Here is a 23,647-nt window from a genome sequence, read left to right as displayed (position 1 = left end):
TCTGGTTTTATTTTATGCTCTGTCAACTTTTTTTTCAAGTTCAAATTTAGATATTTTGTAATAAATTTTTCGTCCATGAGGACAATGTTTGATTTCTAGTTTAAAAAATTCATTTATTAAAAATTTACTAAATTCAGCGCTTAGCATGTCATTTCTTTTGACAGCCTTTCTACAGGCAATAGTTGCGTATAAGTCAGATTCAAGAGAATTTATTGTCCTACTTCTTCTTGATTGAAAAAAGTTAATAAGAGTATTTTCATATTGACTACAAATATTAGGAATAGATTCAAGTTGATATTTTTTAGGGCCTATTTTAGAGATTATAATGTCCATTTGTTTGTATTCTTCAATCTCACTATCTATAATTTCTTCTATGTTTTTATCAACTACTGTGAATTCAATTGGTACTAGAAGTTTTTGAACATTTTTTTTTGAATTTCTAAGTTTTTCATATATTATTTTTTCGTGAACTGCGTGTTGGTCTATGAAGTAAATTTCATTTATTTTTTCAACGATTAAAAATTCAGAGAATATTTGTCCAATATAGTTAAATTTTATTTCTTCTTTTTCATTTTTATTTGGAGGTTCTTCAAATTCTAAAAAATTGTCAGAGAAAATGTTTCCAATGTTTTCCCTGAGTGTTGGTCTATTTTGTATAATTGAATTATACCTTCTAAGGTCAATATTGCTTTGTGTTGTGTTTTTGTTTGGCTCGTTTACATCTTCTGTTTCTAAATTATTGTTTTGTGGTATATCATATGTGTTGATTTTATTAAAGTTTTCTGGTTGGTTTGTCATTTCTATTAAATGATCATCTTCTGTTAATTGTCTTTTTATTATTATGTCTTGGTAGTTATTTATATTTTTATCAAAAAAATTATTAATATTGTCAGATATTAGTTTAAATAAAAATGGAAGATTGTAAAATCTTACTTCTTTTTTTTGAGGGTGTACATTAAAGTCAATATATTCAGGGTTTATTTCTAAAAATAAATAACATATTGGGAAGTTGCCAGGAGAAAGTATTCTGCTGTGTCCATTAGTTATTGCTTCTAAGAGATCTTTTTGATCGATAGGTCTTCTGTTGACAAATGTTTTAATATGTCTTTTACTTTTTTTAGAAAAGTTATCTGGTGCTAAAAATATTTCTATTTTTATATTGTCATGTTCTTTTTTTAAGACCCTAAATTTATTATTTTCTATTACATTTCCATATACATTTTGAACCCTGTCAATTAACGATTCTTTAAAGTAAATTTTTCTTAGCTTTTGATTTAAATTAATTTCGAAATTGATTTCGGGGTGGGTTATTATTTTTTCTTCTAAAACTTTTAGACACATTTTTGTTTCAATGGGTTCTTGCTTTAAGAATCTTTTCCTTGCTGGGAAGTTGTGAAATATTTTTGTGACATCTACTATTGTTCCGTTTATGGCGGGTTGTTTTTTAAAGCATTTTTCAATTCCATTTTCTACTTCTATTTGATAGCTTTCATTGCTAGTTGTTGAGCTTGTTATTGAAATGTTGGAGCAAATTGCAATACTAGAGAGAGCCTCTCCCCTAAAGCCTAGAGTTTCTATTTTTCTTAAATCTTCTTCCGATGATATTTTTGAAGTAGTGTGTGGTAGATAGCAGATTTTTAAATCTTCTTTACTTATTCCGCTTCCATTATCTATTATTAAGATTTTTTGAATTCCCCCTTCTTCAAGAAAAACCTCAATTTTAGTAGCTCCAGAATCTATTGAATTGTCTAGTAGTTCCCTTAATATTGAACATGGCCTGTCTATTGATTCTCCTGCTGCTATTTTTTGAACCAAGTATTTATCTAAGAATCTTATTTTGTTCATTGAAATTTATATTCCTATTATTTTTTTAATATTTTCATTTTTTTTGTAATTTGGAAATTTTTTTATAAGTTCTCTTAGTGTTTGATCATTGTTATTTTCATTATATTCTATTATTCCTAGTGCATGTAAGGCCTCTGGATTGTTTGGTTTTAATTTTGTATATTCTCTTAGAAGGTCTTTAGCTCTTGTGTTATCATTAATTTCAATTAGAGTGGTTGCAAGATTATATTTTGCTTCAATATCTGAATTGATTATTGCTTTTTCAAAAATTTCAATTGCTTTTTGATAATTTTTTTCTTTTTTGTAAAGTATCCCAAGATTGTTTAAGGCTAATTTATTATTTTTGTTTATTATCTTTTCAAGAGTTGAGATTGCTTGACTTTTATTTCCTGATTTTTCATATGCTTTTGCCAGGTTTATATAGGCTGAAGTATTTTCAGGGTTTTTTTCAATTACTAAGCTGTAAAGTGATATAGCATTTTGGTAATTTTCTTTTTTAAGATTTATAGATGCTTTTAAATATAAATATTCACTTTTTTCTGGATTTAAATCTATGGCTTTGTTTATTGTTTCAAGAGATTCTTCAAGTTTATTGTTTTCAAATTTTGCTATTGATAGGTTGTAAATAGCAATTTCGTTAGGTTTTTTTGCATTGGCATTAAAAAAATTTAAATACTCTTCACTTTGTTTGAAGTTGCCCAAGTTATTTGATACTATTCCTGCTTTTAATGCATAATTGGGGTTTTTGTCGAGATTGTAGGCATTTTTAAAGCTTGCAAATGCTTGTTGCATATCGCCATTTTTTTCTTCTGCTATTCCTTTTTGGTAGTAGGCGGTGCCATAATTTTTATCAATTTGTATTGCTTTCTCAAAAGATTCTATTGCTTTTTTGTTTTTATTTAGCATCATTAAAGCTATTCCTTTGTTATGAAGTGCTTTTTTATGTTTTGGGTCGAGTTTTATTGTTTGATCAAATGATTCTATTGAGTGTTCATACTTTTTAAGCTTGAATCTAATGATTCCAAGTTTATAGTGATCTTCTTGGGTATTTGTGAGTTTGATAATTTTTTCGTATGCATTTTCTGCTTTTAGCAAATCTCCATTGTTTTCATAAGCTTGAGCTAAAGTTTTAGAGGCCTGGGCGTCATTGGGATTGTTTTTCAAGAATTCGTTTAGATCCTTAATGGCTTGTTGGCGTGATTTTGTGTTTTCAAGATCAATGGGTTTTATTGAATGAACCTTAGATTTAAGGTCCTCCAGGTGTTGTATTTTATTAGCTTGAGCTAAAGTTTTAGAGGCCTGGGCGTCATTGGGATTGTTTTTTAAGAATTCGTTTAGATCCTTAATGGCTTGTTGGCGTGATTTTGTGTTTTCAAGATCAATGGGTTTTATTGAATGAACCTTAGATTTAAGGTCCTCCAGGTGTTGTATTTTATTAGCTTGAGCTAAAGTTTTAGAGGCCTGGGCGTCATTGGGATTGTTTTTTAAGAATTCGTTTAGATCCTTAATGGCTTGTTGGCGTGATTTTGTGTTTTCAAGATCAATGGGTTTTATTGAATGAACCTTAGATTTAAGGTCCTCCAGGTGTTGTATTTTATTAGCTTGAGCTAAAGTTTTAGAGGCCTGGGCGTCATTGGGATTGTTTTTTAAGAATTCGTTTAGATCCTTAATGGCTTGTTGGCGTGATTTTGTGTTTTCAAGATCAATGGGTTTTATTGAATGAACCTTAGATTTAAGGTCCTCCAGGTGTTGTATTTTATTAGCTTGAGCTAAAGTTTTAGAGGCCTGGGCGTCATTGGGATTGTTTTTTAAGAATTCGTTTAGATCCTTAATGGCTTGTTGGCGTGATTTTGTGTTTTCAAGATCAATGGGTTTTATTGAATGAACCTTAGATTTAAGGTCCTCTAGGTGTTGTATTTTATTAGCTTGAGCTAAAGTTTTAGAGGCCTGAGCGTCATTGGGATTGTTTTTCAAGAATTCGTTTAGATCCTTAATGGCTTGTTGGCGTGATTTTGTGTTTTCAAGATCAATGGGTTTTATTGAATGAACCTTAGATTTAAGGTCCTCTAGGTGTTGTATTTTATTAGCTTGAGCTAAAGTTTTAGAGGCCTGAGCGTCATTGGGATTGTTTTTCAAGAATTCGTTTAGATCCTTAATGGCTTGTTGGCGTGATTTTGTGTTTTCAAGATCAATGGGTTTTATTGAATGAACTTTAGATTTAAGGTCCTCTAGGTACTGAGGCTTTTTGTCTTCTTTATCTAATTGAAAAATTTCTTTTTTGTAAGGATCTTTTGGTATATTAATGAGATTTGGTTCAATATCTTTTTTTATTAAGGTTAATAGTAAATTTGAAGCTTCTTTATTTTTTGAATTTTCAATCAATTCATTTACTTTTTGAAATTTGTTGCTTAGACCTTTTTTAATTAATTCTTTTAATCTGTTTTTTCCAAGTGTGACTCTTCCGGTATTAATATCGTCTAATATTTCATAGAGCTCTTTTTTTATCAAGTAGCTATATGGCCTATAAATTTTCCCTATTATTGTTTGACTGGGTGGAGAAAGCTCACTTTCTTTTTGGGAATTTGAAGAAATTTTTTTTAAAGATGTAGTATTGTTATTGTTTGAATATTTACTGTTGTCCGGAGTTTTTAAAATATTCTCCGAATTTTTTTCTTTGGATAAATTTGTGTTTTGCTTATCATTTTCTATTTTTTGAGAATCGTTTAAAATATTTTCACTATTTGATTTTCCACTTAAATTTTTTTTTAGTTTTTCCAAATTAAATAAATTTTTTTGGTCATTAACACTTAATTTCGGATTTGGAGATTGTATTATTTGGTCTTCTTCTTTTGGGTTTGTATTTGGTTTTATTTTTTCTGGGATTTTGCTTTTTTTAAATTCAGATATGTCTTCATCTTCAATGCCAACATCATCGTTTCTGTCAGAGTAGTTTTCTGTTATTGTGCTGTCTTTAATGTATCTATTATTAAATGCTATATCAAAATTTTCGTTTACATTTGTTTTTGTATTGTCTTGACCTTTGATCTTGTCTAAGATTTGATTAGCAGAATCTCTTTGCAAGTCTTTTGATTCAAAAGGACTACTGTTGGCAATTTCTGCTAGTGTATTTGTAAGCATTGCAATGTCTTCATTTTGGGGGTATTTGTCTTGCAGAAGTTTTGCAACAGAATATGCTTTTTTATAGTTTCGATCTATTACGCTATTTTTAACTTCGTTTAGCATTATTTCTCGATTTTTGTCATTTAATTTGCTTTGATATATATAGTAACCAAAGCCCCCAAATGATAAGATAAGTAAGAAAATTAAAAGCAATAATACCGAAAAATTTGTATGTTTTTTATTCATCTATGTATAACTCCTCTTGCCAATTAAGTTTTTCTAGCTCAATTAAAGAATTTGTTTCTAGGTTGTCTTTAAAACTATCTTTAAGTATTTGATTTTTATCTTCTTTTGCGTATACAATATGCTCGGTTCGCCCCTTCAAACTTTTGTCAAGTTGTTCAAGATTAATTTTTTCATTTCTTAAATAGCTTATTATAAGCAAAATGCTGTCTTTTTTTTCTGTTTTTGATCTAAGGGTAATAAATTGAGAGTAGTCGTGGATAGCCATAGTATAAGAGTCCCAAGCTTTTTGGTATTCTTTTTCTTTAGAAGTTATTTTGCCCTGTTGAACATAGGCATTAGCTCTGTTTAGTAGCGCACTGTCATAATTAGGTCTACTTTTAATAGAATTAGAATAATATTTTATTGCTAAAGGATAGTAACCTTCCCCTCTGTTAAACATTATGTTGCCTAATTCATAATATAGTATGTAGTCGATTTCACCCCCTACTGCAATTCCATCGAGCAATGCTCCTTCTGCTTCTGTTAGTTGATTATTTTCTCTGTATGCTATTGATAAAAAGTAATAGCCGAGTTGTACTTTTGGATATTTTTTAATAGCATCACTTAGTGTTTCGATTGCTTGAATGTAATTTTTGTTTTTCATCTCTTCTTTGCCAATTCTAATTAGCCTTTGAGAATATGCCAATTTTGAATTTAATATTAAAATTAAAAATAAAATAAAAATCTTGTAATTTTTATTTAAAAATAAATAAATCCTCATTCTTTTCCCATTATACTTATTTTAGATTAAATGCCTTTAGATTTCATAAGCTCTTTTTTAAAATTTATTTTTTGCTTCAATTTTGTTTTGAAAAAAGAAATAAATTCTAATAAACTATTTTTTTCATTAGATTTTATCTTTCTATTGTTTTTTAATTCTACCAAATTCTCACAATATATTAAATAGCACATTGCAGGTAATAATTTTTTCTCATTTTCATCTTCCAGTTTTTCAATAAGATTAAATCTTATATTTTTGATAATAATTTTTAAAATCCTTGATCTTGTTTTTAGTGATTTTATTAAAAGATATGATTTTTGGTAATCTAGTTGGTTAGGATTTATTTTTTGTATTTTTATTATTTTTTTAGGTATTGTAATTTTATTTTCGTCAAGGTAGAGTAGTATGTCTGATATAAATTTGAAATGCTTATATTCAATATTTGGGTAAAAAGATAGAAAATATACAAATATTTGATTTTGTATTTCAAAGGTTTTAGATTTGAAAAATTCTTTCATGCGTTGACAAAAAATTTTTTTATCCTTATTATCAGCATAAATATAGAATGCAATCCAGCCATAAGTTTCTATATTCTGAGAATTTTTTTTGACATAATGCATAATAATTTCTAAAAATGCACTCTTAATGTATCTTTCTTTAAAGATTGAGCTTTCGTATGGGTTGAAATTTGTTTTGTCAAAAGATATAAAAAAATCTTCTGTTTGAAATTTTGCAGTTATAATTTCTTTTATTTTTTCTTTTATGTTGATTAATTTATGTTTTTCAATGTATTCAAGTGCATCTATGAAAGATTCCCAATTATTAGATATTTTGTCTTTGAAAAACCAAGTTAAATATTTTTTTGTTATTGTTTTTTCAATTACATATAAATAACACTTTAATGTGTCTTGAAAATCTTTTGGGGCGTATTGTGTGAAATCGCTAAAAAAATAATTAAAGCTAATATTTTTACTCGAACCTTTATAAAAAATTTCATTAAGACTTAAAGTTTTTAGTGCACGTAAGTAGTTTAAAATTTCATTGTATTTTAGCGCTAGAATTTCTTCTTCCAAGTATTTGTAAKGTTTTATTAAAATTTTAATAAAAATATTTTTGCTCAAACATCCAACTGGCCAATATGTAAGTATTAGCATTCTTTTTAATTTTATTAGTCTACTTTCTTTATTGGTTAAGCTTGATTTAAAAACTTTTTGATTTTCTGGTCGATATTTTAAATTTTTATTTAAAATATTTAATATTTTAATTTTATTTCTGTTTCTTACAGCTACCAGAATATCTATTGTTTGTTCTAGGCTGTCAATGTTAATATTGCTGGAAAAATTTAATATAATTTGCTTGTAAATGTCTTTTTTTTCTTGAGAATAATAAGGGCTATTTTGTATTTCAATTAGTTTTAAAAAGTTGCTAGATTTTAGTTTGTATGTTGTTCCTAGTTTTTTGGTGTTGAGATTGGCTTCTTTGCTTATTTGAATAAAATTTTTGTTTCTTACTATTTCTAATATCCATTTTTTAATTGCTTCATTTTGAGTGTTTTTGTAGTAGCATTCTTCAAGTGAAGTGTTAAATGCATTTTTTTCTTTTTCATAATCATTGCTAATTTTTATAAGTTCAATTATTTCAGGTTTTTCTAATTTGTAAAGCTGGGAAGAAATGCTATATTTTAAAACTTTTTCTTCTATATATTTGTTTATATGCTTTTTTAATGTGGCAAGGGAATCATAAAATTCTGAATCCTTTTTAATCGTTTTCATTTATTCCTTTTTTGATAATTCCCATTAATTTTTTATCTTTTTTGGCAGAATTTATTATTGCCTCTAGATAACCCTCAAGAGTTCCTATGTCAATTCTTTTCCCTTCAATGTTTTTATATAATACTTTTTTTTGATCCATTAGCTTTTTTAAAGCATAAATGTGATAGTATTCACCTTTTTTATGTAGTTTGAATCCTTCTTCTAAATGTTCAAAAAACTCATAATTGTACAAAAATCTTCCAATAGATGCTTTATTGCTAGGCTCACTTCCAATCTTTGGTTTTTCAATAATGTTTTTTACATGGATTTCGTCTTTGTAGAGATCTATTACTCCGTATCTATTTATATTTTCTGGATTTTCAATGATAGATATTATGTTCTTTCCAGTTTTTTCATAAAGTTTGATCAATTGCAAGCTTAATGGTGGATTTCCAATGCAAAGATCGTCAGGGTAAGCTACAACTACAGGCTCTCTATTTATCCAGGGTTTTGCATAAAGTAGGGCATTTCCTGTGCCTAGCATTTCTTTTTGTCTTATGAAGCTTATGTTGATTTTTTTGCTTCTAATCTTTTCTAATTCATCTTTTTTATTTTCTTTTAAAAAAATATTTTCAAGTTCAATTTCTCTGTCAAAATAATCTTCAAGAACTTTTTTTCTTCTTGAGCTTATTAATAAAATATCTTTTATTCCTGAATCGATAAATTCTTGAATAATATAATCTATGGCTGGCTTGTTTAAAATTGGTAGCATTTCTTTTGGAATTGTTTTTGTTATTGGTAAAAATCTTGTTCCATACCCAGCTGCCAGAATAATGCCTTTCATATTTTTCTCTCTTAAAATAAGATTATAGCAAAAATTTAATTTTATATATTCATTGTTTTTTAAAATTGTTTTAAAATTTTTATTTATGTATGTAAGTTCGGGCAAATATAAAGGTAAAAAGATTTTGTTTCCTAAGAATGGCTCTGTTCGTCCTGTGATGTCTCTTGTTAGAGAAGCCTTTTTTTCTATTATTTTCAAGGATATTGTTAATTCAAAATTTTTGGATGTTTTTGCAGGGACTGGTATAATGTCTGTTGAGGCTCTTAGCAGGGGGGCTAGTCTTGCTCATCTTGTTGAATGTAATAGAAAAATTAAAATTACATTAGTTGAGAATTTTAGTTTTGTTGAGGAATTTTATAAATTCTTTTTTCAAAGAGCAGAGGATTTTTTGAGTAAAAAAGATCTTTTTTATGATTTTATTTATCTTGATCCCCCGTTTAATTATAAAAATAAGATTAATTTGCTTGAGATTATTTTAAAGGGTAAAATTTTAAATGATAAAGTTAGCATCATTATGCATTATCCTTCTAATGAAGATTTGGAGATAAATACATCAAAATTTTCAGTTTATAATTTAAAAAGGTATGGGGGGTCAAAACTTATTTTTTTGAAAATATTGTAGGATTTATTTTTTTTTCATAACTAAAGGGAATGAGTTGAATTTCATTTTTATTTAATTCTGGAATACTGTTTTTTATTACAAAATCATCCACATTGTTTAATGGATTTTTTTTATAATTTCCATTTGCATCTTTTATTAAAATTTCTTTGTTCTCAAGATCCATTATTATTTCTTCTATTTTGTAAGTCTGGTTTTTTTTGTTTATTATAGATAGATTTGGCGCAATGCTCATTTTGTATTCCAGAACAGCAGCTTGAAAAAGATTTTCATTATTATTTTTTTTGTTTACATCTACTATTTGCCCATAATCAAAAGGTGCAAGTATTGTTAAAAAATTTTCTAGCATTTTAATGTCAAATTTTTTGTTTTTTGTTTGCTCTTTTGGCTCTTTTCTGCTCCAGTAGTATTTCCCACTATTTTCTATTAAGAATTTAACAGTCTCTAAAGGGTTAGCACTTTCTTTAATTATTATTGGATTTACCAATTCATCGTAAGTGTCTACTATACAAAAAATTCTAACAAGTTCATGAATAAATTTGTTGATTTTTAGCTGTGGATGTCCAGTAGCATCAAGGTAGTCTTTTTGTCCATTGATTATCATTTTTGTAATAGCTGAAATATCTTCTCTTATTCTAAACAAATTTTTAGCAATGTTAATATTTTTTTCCAAGTGCTCTATTTTTAATTTGTGATGTTCTTTAAAATTTTTGTCTTTAAGGCTTATTTTATTCCCCATATTTTCCAATATTGTTATATGCATTAATCCTATTGAGTGTAGCAATGATCCAAGTGCGGCTTGTAGTATCATGTCTTCTGCATAAAAAAATTCTGTAAATTCGTTATATTCAGTTTTATCAAGAAAAAATTTAATAGTTGAACGAGGTGCATTTTTCAAAGACCTTATTTTGTTTAAATTTGCAATTGTAATTAAAAAGTAAATTGTTGTATCGACTGAATGTAGTAGTATTGAATCACCTTCTGTTTTGACTTTTCCTTTAAAAAATTCATAGTCTCTTCTAGCAGAGTATAAATATAATTTTTTTAAAGTTTTTTTATCTTTAAGGTTTTCTTTTGTCCTAAGCTTTTTAACATCAAAATAATGATATATTTCTAATAAAATTTTTTGCAAAGATGTTATTTTATGTCTTGGAAGTATTTTAAAGCTTCCTTCCAATATTTCTTTCCAATAAATTTGATTAGGCTCAGTCTCCATCAATGTATTTATTTTCATGAGTGGTTTTTTGCCCTTGGTAATAAATATTGGATCGTCTTCCTTAAAGGGCTTATATACATCTTTTAGGTTATCTATTAGCTTTTCTCTTAAATAGTTAAGATCATCATTTAAAATTTCTTCATTTATTTTTTTTATCAGGTCTTCATATGATTCATCTTCTTCTTTTTTAAGTACAGGAATGTATGGCGTATTGCCTTTGGAAAGTATTTTAATGATTTTTTCATTTATTCTTGTGCCAAGTTTTGATAAGTTTCCTATTCTTGAGAAAATTATGTCTTGTTCGCTTAGATCTTTTATTTGCTTTATTTCTTTAAGTATCACTTTGAGATCCTTTTAATCTTTAAATAAATGTCGCCGAGGAGAATCGAACTCCTGACACAAGGATTTTCAGTCCTATGCTCTACCAACTGAGCTACAGCGACAATTGTAATTTAAATAAATGCATGCTGCCGAGGAGAATCGAACTCCTGACACAAGGATTTTCAGTCCTATGCTCTACCAACTGAGCTACAGCAGCATTTTTATTCTAGTACCTTAATTTTTTCATAAGTATATATGTTTGTCAACTCTTTTTAAATTTTAGCTTTCAAATGTAGTGCTAAAAAAATGATTCATAGCTAGTTTTTAGGCTTTAAAATGGACAATTTCTAAAAATTTAGTTAATTTTTCAAGGTGTGTAGTAAAATATTTTTTGGGTATTTTTTTAAATTTAAATAAAGATTTGCATTATTATTTAATCTATAATAATAGATTAATAATATATATTTTACAGGTATTTAAAGAAAAAATTTATACTAATAAACTTTCAATTTCTTTTGTGAAGATATTGAAAGAAATCCATGTCTGTTGAGAAAATTTTTCTTTTATCTTTTAATACTGCTTTATAGCTTTCTAATGCCTGCCAGAATTTGTAAAATTCAATATTTTTGCCATATGCATTTGAATAAATTTTTGCGGCTTCTCTATCCCCTTCGGCTTTTATTTTTGCAGCAGTGGCTTTTGCTTCACTTAATATTTTCAGTTTTTCTTTTTCTATGCTTCCAAGAATTTCTGTTTTTTCAGCTAATCCTATGCTTCTTTGTTCTTCTGCGATTTGTTGTCTTTCTGAGATCATTCTGTTGTTTACAGATTCAATAAGGCTTGGGTCATAAGTAACTTTTCTTATTAGTACGTCTACAATTTCAATTCCAATATCTTTGGTATTGTTGTTTGCTATACGAATTATTTCTTTTTCGATTATCTTTCGTCCTTTTGTTATTTTATAAATACCGTTAATTTTTGTTTCTTGTGGGGTGAGTATTCCATTAGACAAACGTTGAATAGGATCGTTTGAGCTTCTTATAATTTCAAGCAAAGGGTATTTTGCAATAACCCCCCTAACAGCAGGTTCAATTGCTGCATCAATTCTAACGTAAGCTCTACTCATTGTTTTTATTGTTGTGTAAAATTTATTTATGTCTGCAATTTTCCATCTAGCAGTTGTATCAATCCATATTAATTGCTTTTCTTCCCCTCCTGTTGGGATTCTTTGAGGTTCTCCATCCCATCTAAGAATGATTTTGGGAAATATTTGCACATTTTCAATTAATGGTATTTTATATTTAAGTCCAGCTAAATTTTCAGTTCTTTGAATTTTTCCAAGTCGAGTGGTTATTGAAATTTCATTTTCTTTCAAAATATAAATTGGCTGGAAAATAGACAAAATAGTCAAGCAAACTATTACTGTAAAGGTTATAATCTTTATAGTAGATAATAAAAGATTTATTATAAATTTCATTTATTTTACCTCTTTAAATGGTAGAAAATTTTTGAAGTTTTTGTCAATTAATTCAATGTTATCTTTGTTTTCAAGTATTTCTTTCATGGTTTCATTGTAAAGTCTTTCTTTTGTGATATCGGGATTTTTTAAGTAAGCGTCTAATATGGCATTGAAAATTTCTGTGTCTGCTAATGCATTGTTTATTCTGCTTTCTTTATATCCTCTAGCTTCTTCAATAACCTTTAATGCTTCACCTTTGATTTTGGGAACTATTTGATTAAATTCTTTTCTCCCTTCGTTTATGTATTTATTTTTGTCTTGAATTGCAATGTTTACATCTTCAAAAGCTTCATAAACTTTTCCTTTTGGGGGTAGGGCATTTCTAATTTGTACTTGCACTACATCAATGCCTAAATTATAATTATCTATTATTTCATTCATAGAAGATTTTACGCCTTCTGTTATTCCCACTCTGTTATCATTTATTATTTCAAAAATAGTATTATCCCCAATCAATCTATTCATTGATGACTTTGCAATATCTTTAATTGTTGTTTCAGGATCTTCTACTTTAAATTTGAATGAATAAGGATCTCTTATTTTGTATTGCACTAACCATTCAATGTTTATGATATTTAAATCCCCAGTAATAATCCTGCTTTCGTCGTTTGCATTATCATTTTCTCTAATATCGCTTGGAGATATTAGAAATCCAAATTTAATTTCTTGGACTATTTTTACAGGTACGATAAATTTTTCTTCAATTAATGGAATCTTGACGTGTATTCCTGAATCAAGAGTTCTGTTAAGCTTGCCAAGGCGAAGTACAATTGCCTCTTCTGATGGCCCTACTATGAATATGTTTGCAATAACTATTATTGATATTAGTATCAGGGTAATAATAATTATTAAATATTCATAAGTTTTATTAAAAATTTGTTTTATGTCAAACATCTGCTTCTCCTAATGTTTTAAATTATTTTTAGTAAGCGAATTTTGTCACTACTTTTTAGATTTGATAAAAGTTATTGTTTCAATTTTATTATTCTGAATTTCCTTAATAAAATATTCTCCATCATTTGTTTTTACGGTTTCGTTTTTTGTTGGTATTTTGTCAAGCAGATCTATTAAGTATCCACCAATTGTATTTGTATATTCTTTATGTTTAATGGATATCCCAATTGCCTCTTCAATCTCGTCAAAAGTAGTTTCTCCAAGTATTGAGTAAGTATTGTCGTTGATTTGAGTAATCAGAGGCTTTTCCTCTTTAATGTCGTATTCGTCAGATATTGCTCCAAAAATTTTTTCTACTATGTCTTCTATTGTAAGTATCCCTGAAAAACCACCATATTCATCGATTACGATTGCCATTATTTTTTGTTTTTTCCTCATAATATCTAGTATGTCTTTTATCCTTTTGTTTTGTTGTACAAATACAGCTGGTTTAATAAATTGAGAAACGTTTTTATTCATATCTTTTTTATTGACTTCTATGAGGTCTTTGGCTATTAAAATCCCAATTATCTGTTCTCTGCTTTGTCCTTTGTATATAGGAATTCTAGAGTATCCTTCTTCTTTGATCAATTTGATTACATCTTTTAGCTTTGATGAGCTTGAGAGTGAAAAAACCCCTGTTCTGTGGGTCATGATTTCAGAAGCTCTTACTTGATCTATATCTAACATTTTTTGCATAAATATTCTAGAGTCATTTTTTAAAATTCCTAAACTTCCTGCTAAAGAGAGCATATTTTTTATGCTCTCTTTAGTCATTTGGGAGCTAGTCTTAACTTTAAAGAGATTTAATATTTTTTTTATGATTTTGTTTATTATATATATTAGTGGAGTAAATATAAAAATTAATGGCTTTAAAAAAAATGAAGTAGATAGGGCAATTATTTCATTATTTAAAATTGCAATTTGTTTTGGAAGTATTTCGGCAAAAATTAGAACGATTATTGTTATTAGGCCCGTTGATATTGCAAGTGCGCTGTTTCCGTATTTTTCAAGTACAAATTTTGTTGTAAGTGTGCTTGCTACAATGTTTGATATATTGTTGCCGATAAGAATAGTAGTAATTAATTTTGAAGGAGATTGAACCAAATTGTACACGGATATTCCCGATTTCCCCTTTTTTCTTATGTCTTGTATCTGAATTATGCTTAATGAAGTATAAGCTGTTTCAGATGCTGAGAAAATAGCAGATAATATTATAAATAGTAGTATTATGATTAATTCTAGCATATATGTATTATTTTAATTTATCTTTAATAAAAATGCTTTAAGTTATGTCCTTAAGTATAAAAATATTTTTGACTTGATCTTAGAAGGCGCTGACCGGAATCGAACCGGCGAATCAAAGTTTTGCAGACTTCTCCCTTAGCCACTTGGGTACAGCGCCTTGTAACATTGCTTAGTTTATTAAAAAAATAGAAAATTGTAAATATATTTTCTATTGAAGCATAATTTTGAATTTCTTAGCTATTTTTATTAGTTTTATGTAAAATTTTAATGTATGAATAAAAAACTTAATGAAGTTTTATTAAAGTTAGATCAAGATTTAATAAAATGTGTAAAAGGTTCTCTTGATTTAGAAATATCAGGAGTTACTTATAGTTCTAAATTGGTTTTGCCCAGGTTTGTGTTTTTTGCTCTTCCAGGAATTCATTTTGATGGGCATGATTTTATTGAAATTGCAATTCAAAAGGGTAGTAATGTTGTTGTGTGTTCACGAGATGTGGATTTTTACAGTCCTAATGTTACTTATATTAAGGTAGATGACTTTAACATAAGAAAATTTATGTCTAATTTTTCAAATATTTTTTATGATGAGCCTTCAAAAAAATTAAAAGTTATTGGAGTCACTGGCACTGACGGGAAAAGTTCTGTTTGTTATTATATATATCTTCTTTTTAAAAAAAAGGGTGTTAAAGTAGGTTTTATATCGACAGTATTTTTTGATGATGGGAGTGGAAGCTTGATTAAAAATCCTTACAGACAATCAACTCCCGAGTCTACGGAAATACATTCATTTTTAAGCACCATGGTTAAAAATGAAGCTCAATATGCAATTCTTGAATCTACTTCTCATGGGCTTGACCTTGAAACAGCAAGGCTTATTGATGTTAATTATTTTGCAGTTGTTTTTACCAATATTGGACATGAGCATCTTGAATTTCATGGCACAATTCAAAATTATTTGAATGTCAAGCTGGGTCTTTTTCGGTCTGTTAGTGATGATGCTGGTTTTGGGGTTATTAATCTTGATGACCTTTATTCTTCTGATTTTAAGAATGCTGTTAAGAAATCTTTTACTTATAGCTTAAAAAGCAGTAAAGCGGATTTTTTTGTTAGTTTTATTGATGAGAAAACCGATTCTACTAGATTTGAATTTTATCACAAGGGGGTTAAATATCTTGCTAATGTTAGCCTACTGGGGAGTTTTAATGTTGAGAATGTAATGGCTGCTCTTATTTTAGTTTCTCAAATTTTAAATATCGATATTCAAGATATTGTTGATAAACTTAACTGCATTAAAAGTCTTGATGGGCGTATGGATAGTATTAATTTGGGGCAAAATTTTTCTGTAATAATTGATTATGCTCATACTCCTGGTGCTTTTTCCAAGCTTTTTCCTATTTTTAAAAGATTTGCTACCAATAGATTGATTTCTGTTTTTGGCTCTGCAGGAGAAAGAGATGTTGAAAAAAGATTTTTGCAAGGGCAAATCGCAGATATTTATTCTGATTTAATAATACTTTGCGATGAAGATCCAAGAGGCGAGAATAGTATGTGTATAATTAAAGACATTGCAAAAGGAATTGTAAATAAAGTTGAAAATAAGGATTTATTTTTTATTGCTGATAGAAAGCAGGCTATTGAAAAAGCAATAAGTCTTGCAAAAGCAGGAGATTTGGTTGTTGCTTTGGGCAAAGGTCATGAAAGTTCAATAATTTATAAAAATAGAGAAGTTTTTTGGAATGAACAAGAGGTAGTTAAAAATGCTATTTTAAGTTTAGAAAAATCAGAAAAGGAGAAGTGATTTGAAAAAAAATCTTATGTTGATATTTGGTGGCGTTTCTTTTGAGCATGAAATTTCTTGCAAATCTGCTTATAGTATTTATTTAGCCCTTTTGGATCTAAATAAATACAATATTTATCCTGTTTATATTGATAAGTGTACAGGTGTTTGGTATTTATTAGATTCTGTTTCTGATCCTCCCAAGCCCATTAATACAGATGTTTTACCTATTGTTAGTTTATTGCCAGGTTTTGGAATTTTTTCAAACAATAAAAATCTTGAAATTGATGTTGTTTTTCCCGTTGTTCACGGAAGAACCGGTGAAGATGGCGCTATTCAAGGGGTTTTAAAGGTTATGGACATTCCTTGTGTTGGTGCTGGTATTATAGGGAGCGCCATTTCTAGTAATAAGTATTTTTGCAAACTTTTGCTTAAAAGTTTTGATATCCCTTTGGTTCCTTTTATTGGATTTAGACAGCATGATTATTTTTTAGACAAAGAAGAAATAAAAAGAAATGTAAAGGAGGTTTTAGGCTATCCTGTTATTGTTAAGCCCGCAGTATTAGGGTCTTCAATTGGAATAAATGTAGCTTACAGCGAAAATCAGATTGAATCTTTTATTAAAGAAGCTTTAAAGTATGACCTTACTATTGTAATAGAGAAGTTTATTGAGGCTAGAGAAATCGAATGTTCTATTATTGGGAATGAAAAGATGAAAATATTTTCTCCTGGGGAAGTTGTTGTGCAAGATTTTATATTTTATGATTATGATGCTAAATATTCTGTTATTCCTGGAAATTCTATTATTTTTAATATTCCTGCACATCTTGAGACAAATCAGTTATTAAGCATTAAAGAATATGCTTTTCTTACTTATAAGAATCTAGAACTCAGAGGTATGGCAAGAGTTGATTTTTTTGTTGAAAAAAAATCAGGAACTATTTATCTTAATGAAATAAACACTATTCCAGGATTTACCGATATATCTATGTTTGCTAAAATGTGCAGCAATGATGGTCTTCAGTTTAAAGACCTGGTGGATAATTTAATTGATTATGCTTTTCAAAGTTACATTAATAGGAAAAAAAGGATTGATTTTGAAAATTAATTTAGATTATTAGATTAATTTAATTTTAAATTTTTTAGATTTTCAATCTCTTTATCATCTTTTAGTTTAAAGTATTCAAGATTTTTATATTTTTCTGCTTTAGGTAATATTCCTGAATATTTTATTTTGTAAGAATAATTTATTTTTATATTTTTTTCTTCTGTATTATTAGTTTTATTGTAAATTTTAATTTGATTTTTTTTAATATAAATATTTGCAAATGCTTCATATGCTATGTCATCTTGAGATTTAAGAGTAAATGCAATTGTTGTTTTTTTAGAGTTAATGTTTTTAAGCGTAAAGATAATTTTATTAGCCAATATTTTATAAGGAGTATTGCTTTGATAAATTATTAGTTTAGATGCGTTTTTAAAATGCAGCTCGATTTGATTTGCAATTTTTTGAGTAACCAAATCGATACTATAAACAGCTCTTTCTGCTATATCTATTTTTTTTAAATCAATATTCATTAGCTCATCATCGACTTCAATGTTAGTTTTTAATATTTTTTCGTTTGCTTGTAAAGTTAGATTAAAGTCATTTGAAATTATTTGGATAGGATGTTTTTTATCTTTTGGATATTCAATTTTTATTTTGTTTATTTTTTCAGGAAAGCTAACCGTTTGTTCTATTTGTATTTCATGCTCTTTTTTATCAATATTGCTGGATATTATGATTGTGGTTATTAAAAAAAAAGTTACAAGACCAAGGTTTTCAGCTTTTTTTAAATTTTGTTTAATTTTTGGGAGTTTGGATTTTAAATGTTCTGAGATATTAATAAATATGCTAGAGAAAAGACAAGTTGATATTATATAGCTTAGTGTAAGTGTATTTTTGATTGATGTAGTATTTTGTATTAATGTTATTAATACAAAATTGATTATCCAAATGATTAATATCACTATTTTTCGAATAATGGTATTTTTATTTGGCTTTATTAATAATAAAATGCTTTTTATGATAATTATTAAGATAAATTCTATTTTAATAAACATTAATATTATTGGTTCGATAATAGAGGTTGATATTGCTAGGTATTTAAGTTGTCTGTAATTTAAATATATTGTGAAATTATATGTAAAAAGAGATAAAAGATTATGTATGAGCAAAGTTGSAAAAAAAGTTATTAGATATTTGGGATTTGTTATGCTGTAAATCGCTGTGTTTTCATAGCCTGCAAATATTTTATTTGTAAGCAATAAGGATATGTAAGTGCTTAAAAACAAAGTAAAAAACAATCTTACTAATTTGTAATAATTATTTTTTACTTTTTTCATAACTATTCCGGCCTCTTTAAATTTTCTAATAAATACAATTATAATTAAGTTATAACAAATGTAAATTAATGCTATTAAAGCAATTTCATTAATTATTATTTTTTTAAAAGGCGTATCAATTACAATATAGTGTGTTTCATCGGTATTTTTACTTTTGTACTCATTAGTTAATGTTTCTTCGATTGATTTGTAAATTTCAAAAATAGTATTTTTATTTTGAGTTAATATAGGGTTTAAATTATTATTTATTATTAAAAGGGGTATAGATTCATCACGATATAGATTGTACAAATTGTTTGATTTTTTTTCAGTTATTTTTGCTGTATTAAAATCAAGTTTATTCTTTTCAAAAGTTTTTATAATAGCTTTTAAAAATCCTAAATTTGTTTTTGAATTTGTTATGAAAGATTCATTTTCTAAGTAAATTTTATTTTTTATTTTATTTTCGTTTAACATTAAGTATATTGTATTTGTATTTTTCCCCAAATACTTATTACTAAGTAAAATTCTGCTACTAATTATTGTATTTTGTTCTAAAGAATCATCCTCAACAAAAAAAAAATTTATGTTGTTTTCAGGATTAGTATTTTTAAGTTTATTTAAAAGCTCAATTGCAATTCCAATTGCTAAATTATTTTTTAAATTATTTTGTATTTTAATTGGAGTGATTATATTATAAGTATTTGCGTTTTTCCCTTTGATTTTAGAATGTATTATTTTTTGTGAATATCCAATAAATCCAATCTCTTGTAAAGAGTATTCCATATATTTAACTTCATTTGTATTAAAATATTTTTTTATATAATTAAAAGTGTTTATTATTTTTTCTTGTCTTTCATTTAGTTGATGAATTTTTCTAATGTGCGTTTTTATGTTCTTTTCAGTTTCTATGCTTGTAATTTTATTGCTTGAATTGAATGCATTTTTTTCCATTTTATTTGGCACAATGGTGGGGCCTGTTGAGCTAAGCAATAACAATAATAACAATATATTAATTGTCATAATTTTTAATGTCTTCTTCTATTTGCATTATTTGTAAGATATTTGGGTTTTCTTTTAAAGCAGAAATAATTTTTGTTATATTTTTAGCATTTGATGAGACTATTATATTTGTTATTCCATGACCATTTCCGCAGTCTTCTATTTTTTCGCTAATAAGTCTTACGTCATTGAGTGTGAAAATGTTTTCAAGATAGCTAAATATTCCTTTAAGCTCTTTTAAAAGTAAAATAATGTGATGCACTTTTCTAGTTGGTGTTGCTTCCCACTCAACTTCAATCAATTGGGGTTTTTTATAGGATTTAAGCTTTTGACAATTTTCATTGTGCACTATTATTTCGTCTTTATGTATTATTCCAATAATATCTTCACCTGTTGTTGGACTACATTCAGGGTCTATTGCAATTCTTTTTATTTTGGTTTTGGTATAAGATTTGAATAAGCTGAAAAGCTTTCTTTGCTCTTTGTTTGCTCCAACAAGATAAGCAATAATATTGTTGTCTACAAAAATTGTGTTGTCATTCTTGTTAAGCCATGATCTAATTTTTGATCGGGCCTTTTTTGTTCTTACGCTGTTTAGCCATATTACATCCGGTTTTGAGTCTTTTGATGTGAATATTTCAACAATTTGTTCGTTTTTAAGCGGTTTTGTGATTGAGCTTATTTTTCCGTTTATTTTTGCATAAAGAGCTTGATCTCCAATATCTGTGTGAATTATGTATGCAAAATCAATTGAATTTGATCCAAAAGGAAGTTCTACTACTTCTCCTTCTGGGGTGTAAACATATATGAATGTATTCAACAACTCTTTGTGTATGTCATTCATTGAATATTGACTTTTGTTGGCCGATTCTTGTTGCCATTTTTTTATTCGGTTTATAAATGAAAGATCATCAGCTTTAAGTTCAATTTGTTCTTTATATATCCAGTGGGCTGCAACCCCATAATTGGCAATTCTATCCATTTCTTCTGTTCGAATTTGTATTTCAATAAGCTGGTTATCCTCAGGTATTCTTACAGTAGTGTGTAGTGATTGATATTTATTTTCTTTTGGGCTTGCAATATAGTCTTTAAGTCTTCCCGGGATTGGTTTCCACACCCGGTGAACAATTTCTAATATCTCATAACATTCTTTTTGTTTTTTGCAAATTATTCTTATTCCTAGAGTATCAAAAATTTGAGTAAGTTTGTTTGTTCTTGTTTGCATTTTTCTAAATATTGAATAAAAGTGTTTTGATCTTACTGTAATTTCTGCTTCAATTCCGCTTTTTTGAAGTTCTTTTTCTATTGATAATTTTCCTTTGTATAATTTTTTTTCTCTTTCTATTTTTGTTTCAGATAAAAAATTTTTTATTTCTTTATAATCTTTAGGATAAAGATGCTTAAATGAAAGATCCTCAAGATATGTTTTAAGAGATGAGATCCCAAGGCGTTCTGCTATTGGAACGTAAGTTGAAAGGCAATCTTTTGCAATCCTGTCTTGTCTGTTTTTGGGCAAATAAGAGAGAGTTGTCATATTATGAAGTTTATCTGCCAGTTTTATTATTATTATTCTAATATCATGTGTCATTGCAAAAAACATTTTTGAGATAGTATTAGCCTCTTTTATGCTTCTTGTTTTATTGTGTAAATCATGAATTTTAGTTACACCGTCGATTAGGCTTAAAATTTCCTCGTCAAATTCTTTTACTATTTCTTCTTTTTCAACATTTGTATCTTCAAGTACGTCATGCAGTAGTCCAGCAATAGTTGCTTTAAAATCTAGTTGAAATTTGGCAAGAAATAATGAAACCATTATTGGGTGAATAATGTAAGGCTCTCCACTTTCTCTATATTGGCCATAGTGGAGCTGTTCTGCTATTTCTAGAGCTTTGAATATGCTTTTTCGTTCAAATTCATCTTTGTAAGTATTTTCAACAGTTTTTTTAAAAATATTTCTAGCTTTTTCAAGATCATTTATCTTGATTAAATGTGCAATTTCGTATGCTTGTATCATCTCTTTGTCCCAATATCAGCGCCCTTGCTCTCTTTTCAAGATCGTAAATTGTTTTTAAATGTGAAAATCCCTTTTTGATTGCAAAATCTTTCAAGCTTTTTATTTGCCAAGGAGCCGATTCTATTATTATTAATCCATTTGGGCTAAGCTTTTCTTTTGCTTGGTTTAATATTTTCCTAGAAATATTAAGCCCATCTTTTCCAAATCCCAAAAGAGCTTTTGTGGGTTCTTTTTTTATTTTATTTTTTATTTCTAATTCTTCTTTATTTAAATAAGGAGGATTTGTAATGATTATATCAAGCTTTCCCTTTATACATTTTAGCAAATTAGAGTGAATTATTTCTACAAATTTTTCAAGTTTGAGCTTTTTTGTATTTTTTTCAACTATTTGTAAAGCTTTTGTTGAAATATCCGAGAGTATTACTTTTTTTCTAATGTAATAGGCAATCGAAAGCCCTATGCATCCACTACCGCAGCATAAGTCTAATATTTTTTTAAAACCATTTTGTTGGATTTGAATTAAGGCTTCTTCTGCTAAACATTCTGTATCAAACCTTGGAATTAATACATGTTTGTTTAGGCTAAATTCAATCCCCATAAATTCTTTCTTTTGAAGTATGTAGTGAATAGGAATTCCTTTTTCTATTTTATCTATTTGATCAAAAAAAAGTTTTTTTTCTTTTTTTGTTAAGCTTTTTTTTATATTTGCAATTATTAATTCTTTTTTGGTTTTTAAAATTAATTCAAGTATTAGTAGTGCTTCTATTGTATCTAAATTTKTACCTTTAGCATAATTTATAACTTCGTTTATATTCATTGCTATATGCTATTGCTTTTTAATTCTTGTTCTTGAAGTGCTATCATCAAAGGATCAAGAAGTGGGTCAAGTTCTCCTTGCATAAATTCTTCTAATTTATAAAGAGTGATGTTTGCTCTATGATCTGTTATTCTATTTTGAGGAAAATTATAGGTTCTAATTCTTTCAGATCTATCTCCTGAGCCGACCTGTTGTTTTCTATTGCTTGATCTTTGCTCTTGTTTTTTTGAATCTTCAAATTCATAAAGCCTTGCTCTTAATATTTTCATTGCTTGATCTTTGTTTTTATGCTGGCTTCTTTCGTTTTGGCACTGTACAACAATTCCTGTTGGTAGGTGCGTTATTCTGACTGCAGAATCAGTTGTATTGACGTGTTGCCCACCAGCTCCAGATGATCTGTAAACATCAATTCTTAAATCTTTTTCATTGATGTCAATTTCAGTTTCTTCAATATTAGGTAGCACTGCTACAGTAGCAGCTGAAGTTTGAAGCCTTCCGTTAGACTCTGTTATAGGGATTCTTTGTACCCTGTGAACACCGCTTTCGTATTTTAATTTTTTAAATACATCTTTTCCTTTAATTTCAAATATTATTTCTTTAAATCCCCCAAGTTCTGTTTCATTGAAGTTTATAATTTCTGTTTTCCATTTTTTTTTCTCTGAATATTTTATATACATACTATAAAGATTGTTTGCAAAAAGAGCAGCTTCTTCTCCACCTGTTCCAGCCCTAATTTCAATTATTATATTTTTGCTATCATTTTCATCTTGAGGCAAAAGTAGTATTTTTATTTGATGTTCAAGATCTTCTTTTTTTTTGTCCAGATCAATTAGTTCTTGTTTTATTAGCTCTTTCATTTCTTGTTGATCTTCTTTTTCCAAGATGGTTTTGGTATCATTGATTTGGCTTAATATTTTTTCGTATTCAATTTTTTTAGTATTTATTTTTTCTAAATATGTATATTCTTTTATTATTTTTGAATATTTTTTTTGATCTTTAATTAGATTTATATCTTGTAATTTTTCTTCTATCAACTTAATCTTGCTTGTTGCTGAATTTAATTTTTCTAAAAGCATTATGGTTTCTCCTGAAAGATAGTAATAGTTTATATTAATTTTAGATTTTTTTGTTAGACTTTTTAATAAGTTTTGTGTAGATTCCCATATTTATGTTTTATTTTAACATTCTTTTTTAAAACTGCTTTTATTAAATAAATAGAATAAGCGTGATTAAAAAAATCAATTATATTTT

16 protein-coding genes and 3 tRNA genes are annotated in these 23,647 nt (G+C 27.5%); 3 read left to right on the top strand and 16 right to left on the bottom strand.

Annotation, left to right across the window (positions count from 1 at the left end; translation table 11 throughout):
* Window positions 1–12: 12 nt before the first annotated feature.
* Genes mutL through BB_RS01020 form a run of 5 tightly spaced genes read right to left on the bottom strand, consistent with a single transcriptional unit; the run spans window position 13 to window position 8,566 of the window.
* Window positions 13–1,845 (bottom strand): DNA mismatch repair endonuclease MutL, encoded by a 1,833-nt coding sequence (gene mutL, locus BB_RS01040; RefSeq protein ID WP_002656028.1) that lies wholly within the window; start codon window positions 1,843–1,845, stop codon window positions 13–15.
* A gap of 6 nt (window positions 1,846–1,851) precedes the next feature.
* Window positions 1,852–5,211 carry a surface-located membrane protein Lmp1 gene (lmp1, locus tag BB_RS01035; protein WP_020948717.1) on the bottom strand — a complete coding sequence of 1,120 codons (3,360 nt, stop codon included), beginning with the start codon at window positions 5,209–5,211 and terminating at the stop codon, window positions 1,852–1,854.
* On the bottom strand, window positions 5,204–5,971 hold the full coding sequence (locus tag BB_RS01030; protein ID WP_002556806.1) for a tetratricopeptide repeat protein: 768 nt from the start codon (window positions 5,969–5,971) through the stop codon (window positions 5,204–5,206). The genes lmp1 and BB_RS01030 overlap by 8 nt, the downstream gene beginning before the upstream one ends.
* 26 nt (window positions 5,972–5,997) lie before the next feature.
* Window positions 5,998–7,743, bottom strand: coding sequence for a BB_0208 family protein (locus BB_RS01025; protein WP_023003284.1), 1,746 nt, complete (start codon window positions 7,741–7,743; stop codon window positions 5,998–6,000).
* Window positions 7,730–8,566, bottom strand: coding sequence for a UTP--glucose-1-phosphate uridylyltransferase (locus BB_RS01020; RefSeq protein ID WP_002657628.1), 837 nt, complete (start codon window positions 8,564–8,566; stop codon window positions 7,730–7,732). The genes BB_RS01025 and BB_RS01020 overlap by 14 nt, the downstream gene beginning before the upstream one ends.
* 52 nt (window positions 8,567–8,618) lie before the next feature.
* Here BB_RS01020 and rsmD point away from each other — a divergent pair, with 52 nt between their 5' ends.
* Window positions 8,619–9,188, top strand: coding sequence for a 16S rRNA (guanine(966)-N(2))-methyltransferase RsmD (gene rsmD, locus BB_RS01015; RefSeq protein WP_002656751.1), 570 nt, complete (start codon window positions 8,619–8,621; stop codon window positions 9,186–9,188).
* Here the strand turns inward: rsmD and BB_RS01010 are convergent.
* From BB_RS01010 to BB_RS00980, 7 genes are all read right to left on the bottom strand, one after another.
* A complete protein-coding gene (locus BB_RS01010; protein WP_010889704.1) occupies window positions 9,166–10,743 on the bottom strand; it encodes an HD-GYP domain-containing protein in 1,578 nt (525 codons plus the stop codon). The genes rsmD and BB_RS01010 overlap by 23 nt on opposite strands.
* Before the next feature lie 28 nt (window positions 10,744–10,771).
* A tRNA-Phe gene (locus BB_RS01005) sits at window positions 10,772–10,844 on the bottom strand.
* A gap of 22 nt (window positions 10,845–10,866) precedes the next feature.
* Window positions 10,867–10,939 (bottom strand) — tRNA-Phe (locus BB_RS01000).
* A gap of 288 nt (window positions 10,940–11,227) precedes the next feature.
* Entirely contained in the window at window positions 11,228–12,199 is a 972-nt protein-coding gene (gene hflC / locus BB_RS00995; RefSeq protein ID WP_002655940.1) for a protease modulator HflC, read from the bottom strand.
* Complete coding sequence (gene hflK / locus BB_RS00990; RefSeq protein WP_002556800.1) at window positions 12,200–13,135, bottom strand: FtsH protease activity modulator HflK; 936 nt, start codon at window positions 13,133–13,135, stop codon at window positions 12,200–12,202.
* A gap of 48 nt (window positions 13,136–13,183) precedes the next feature.
* Window positions 13,184–14,422, bottom strand: a complete 1,239-nt coding sequence (locus BB_RS00985; RefSeq protein WP_002656686.1) for a hemolysin family protein — start codon at window positions 14,420–14,422, stop codon at window positions 13,184–13,186.
* Between the two features lie 84 nt (window positions 14,423–14,506).
* Window positions 14,507–14,579 (bottom strand) — tRNA-Cys (locus tag BB_RS00980).
* A gap of 114 nt (window positions 14,580–14,693) precedes the next feature.
* Between BB_RS00980 and BB_RS00975 the strand changes: the two genes are divergently transcribed.
* Both BB_RS00975 and BB_RS00970 read left to right on the top strand, forming a co-directional pair.
* On the top strand, window positions 14,694–16,220 hold the full coding sequence (locus BB_RS00975; RefSeq protein WP_002657618.1) for a UDP-N-acetylmuramoyl-L-alanyl-D-glutamate--2,6-diaminopimelate ligase: 1,527 nt from the start codon (window positions 14,694–14,696) through the stop codon (window positions 16,218–16,220).
* A gap of 1 nt (window position 16,221) precedes the next feature.
* Entirely contained in the window at window positions 16,222–17,307 is a 1,086-nt protein-coding gene (locus BB_RS00970; RefSeq protein WP_010889702.1) for a D-alanine--D-alanine ligase, read from the top strand.
* Between the two features lie 14 nt (window positions 17,308–17,321).
* Here BB_RS00970 and BB_RS00965 read toward each other — a convergent pair whose 3' ends face one another.
* From BB_RS00965 to prfA, 4 genes are read right to left on the bottom strand one after another with little or no spacing between them, the layout of a single operon-like run.
* Window positions 17,322–19,586, bottom strand: coding sequence for a hypothetical protein (locus BB_RS00965; protein WP_023003282.1), 2,265 nt, complete (start codon window positions 19,584–19,586; stop codon window positions 17,322–17,324).
* The gene (spoT, locus tag BB_RS00960; RefSeq protein ID WP_002657610.1) at window positions 19,576–21,579 is read right to left on the bottom strand and encodes a guanosine-3',5'-bis(diphosphate) 3'-pyrophosphohydrolase; all 2,004 of its coding nucleotides are present in this window, start codon (window positions 21,577–21,579) and stop codon (window positions 19,576–19,578) included. The genes BB_RS00965 and spoT overlap by 11 nt, the downstream gene beginning before the upstream one ends.
* On the bottom strand, window positions 21,536–22,396 hold the full coding sequence (prmC, locus tag BB_RS00955; protein ID WP_010889701.1) for a peptide chain release factor N(5)-glutamine methyltransferase: 861 nt from the start codon (window positions 22,394–22,396) through the stop codon (window positions 21,536–21,538). The genes spoT and prmC overlap by 44 nt, the downstream gene beginning before the upstream one ends.
* Before the next feature lie 2 nt (window positions 22,397–22,398).
* On the bottom strand, window positions 22,399–23,472 hold the full coding sequence (gene prfA, locus BB_RS00950; RefSeq protein WP_002656432.1) for a peptide chain release factor 1: 1,074 nt from the start codon (window positions 23,470–23,472) through the stop codon (window positions 22,399–22,401).
* Window positions 23,473–23,647: the final 175 nt, after the last annotated feature.

Origin of the sequence: Borreliella burgdorferi B31 (genome assembly GCF_000008685.2) — a bacterium.
Lineage (GTDB): Bacteria > Spirochaetota > Spirochaetia > Borreliales > Borreliaceae > Borreliella > Borreliella burgdorferi.
Note: the sequence above shows the minus strand (reverse complement) of the source record. Positions and strands in the feature narration are given on the sequence as shown.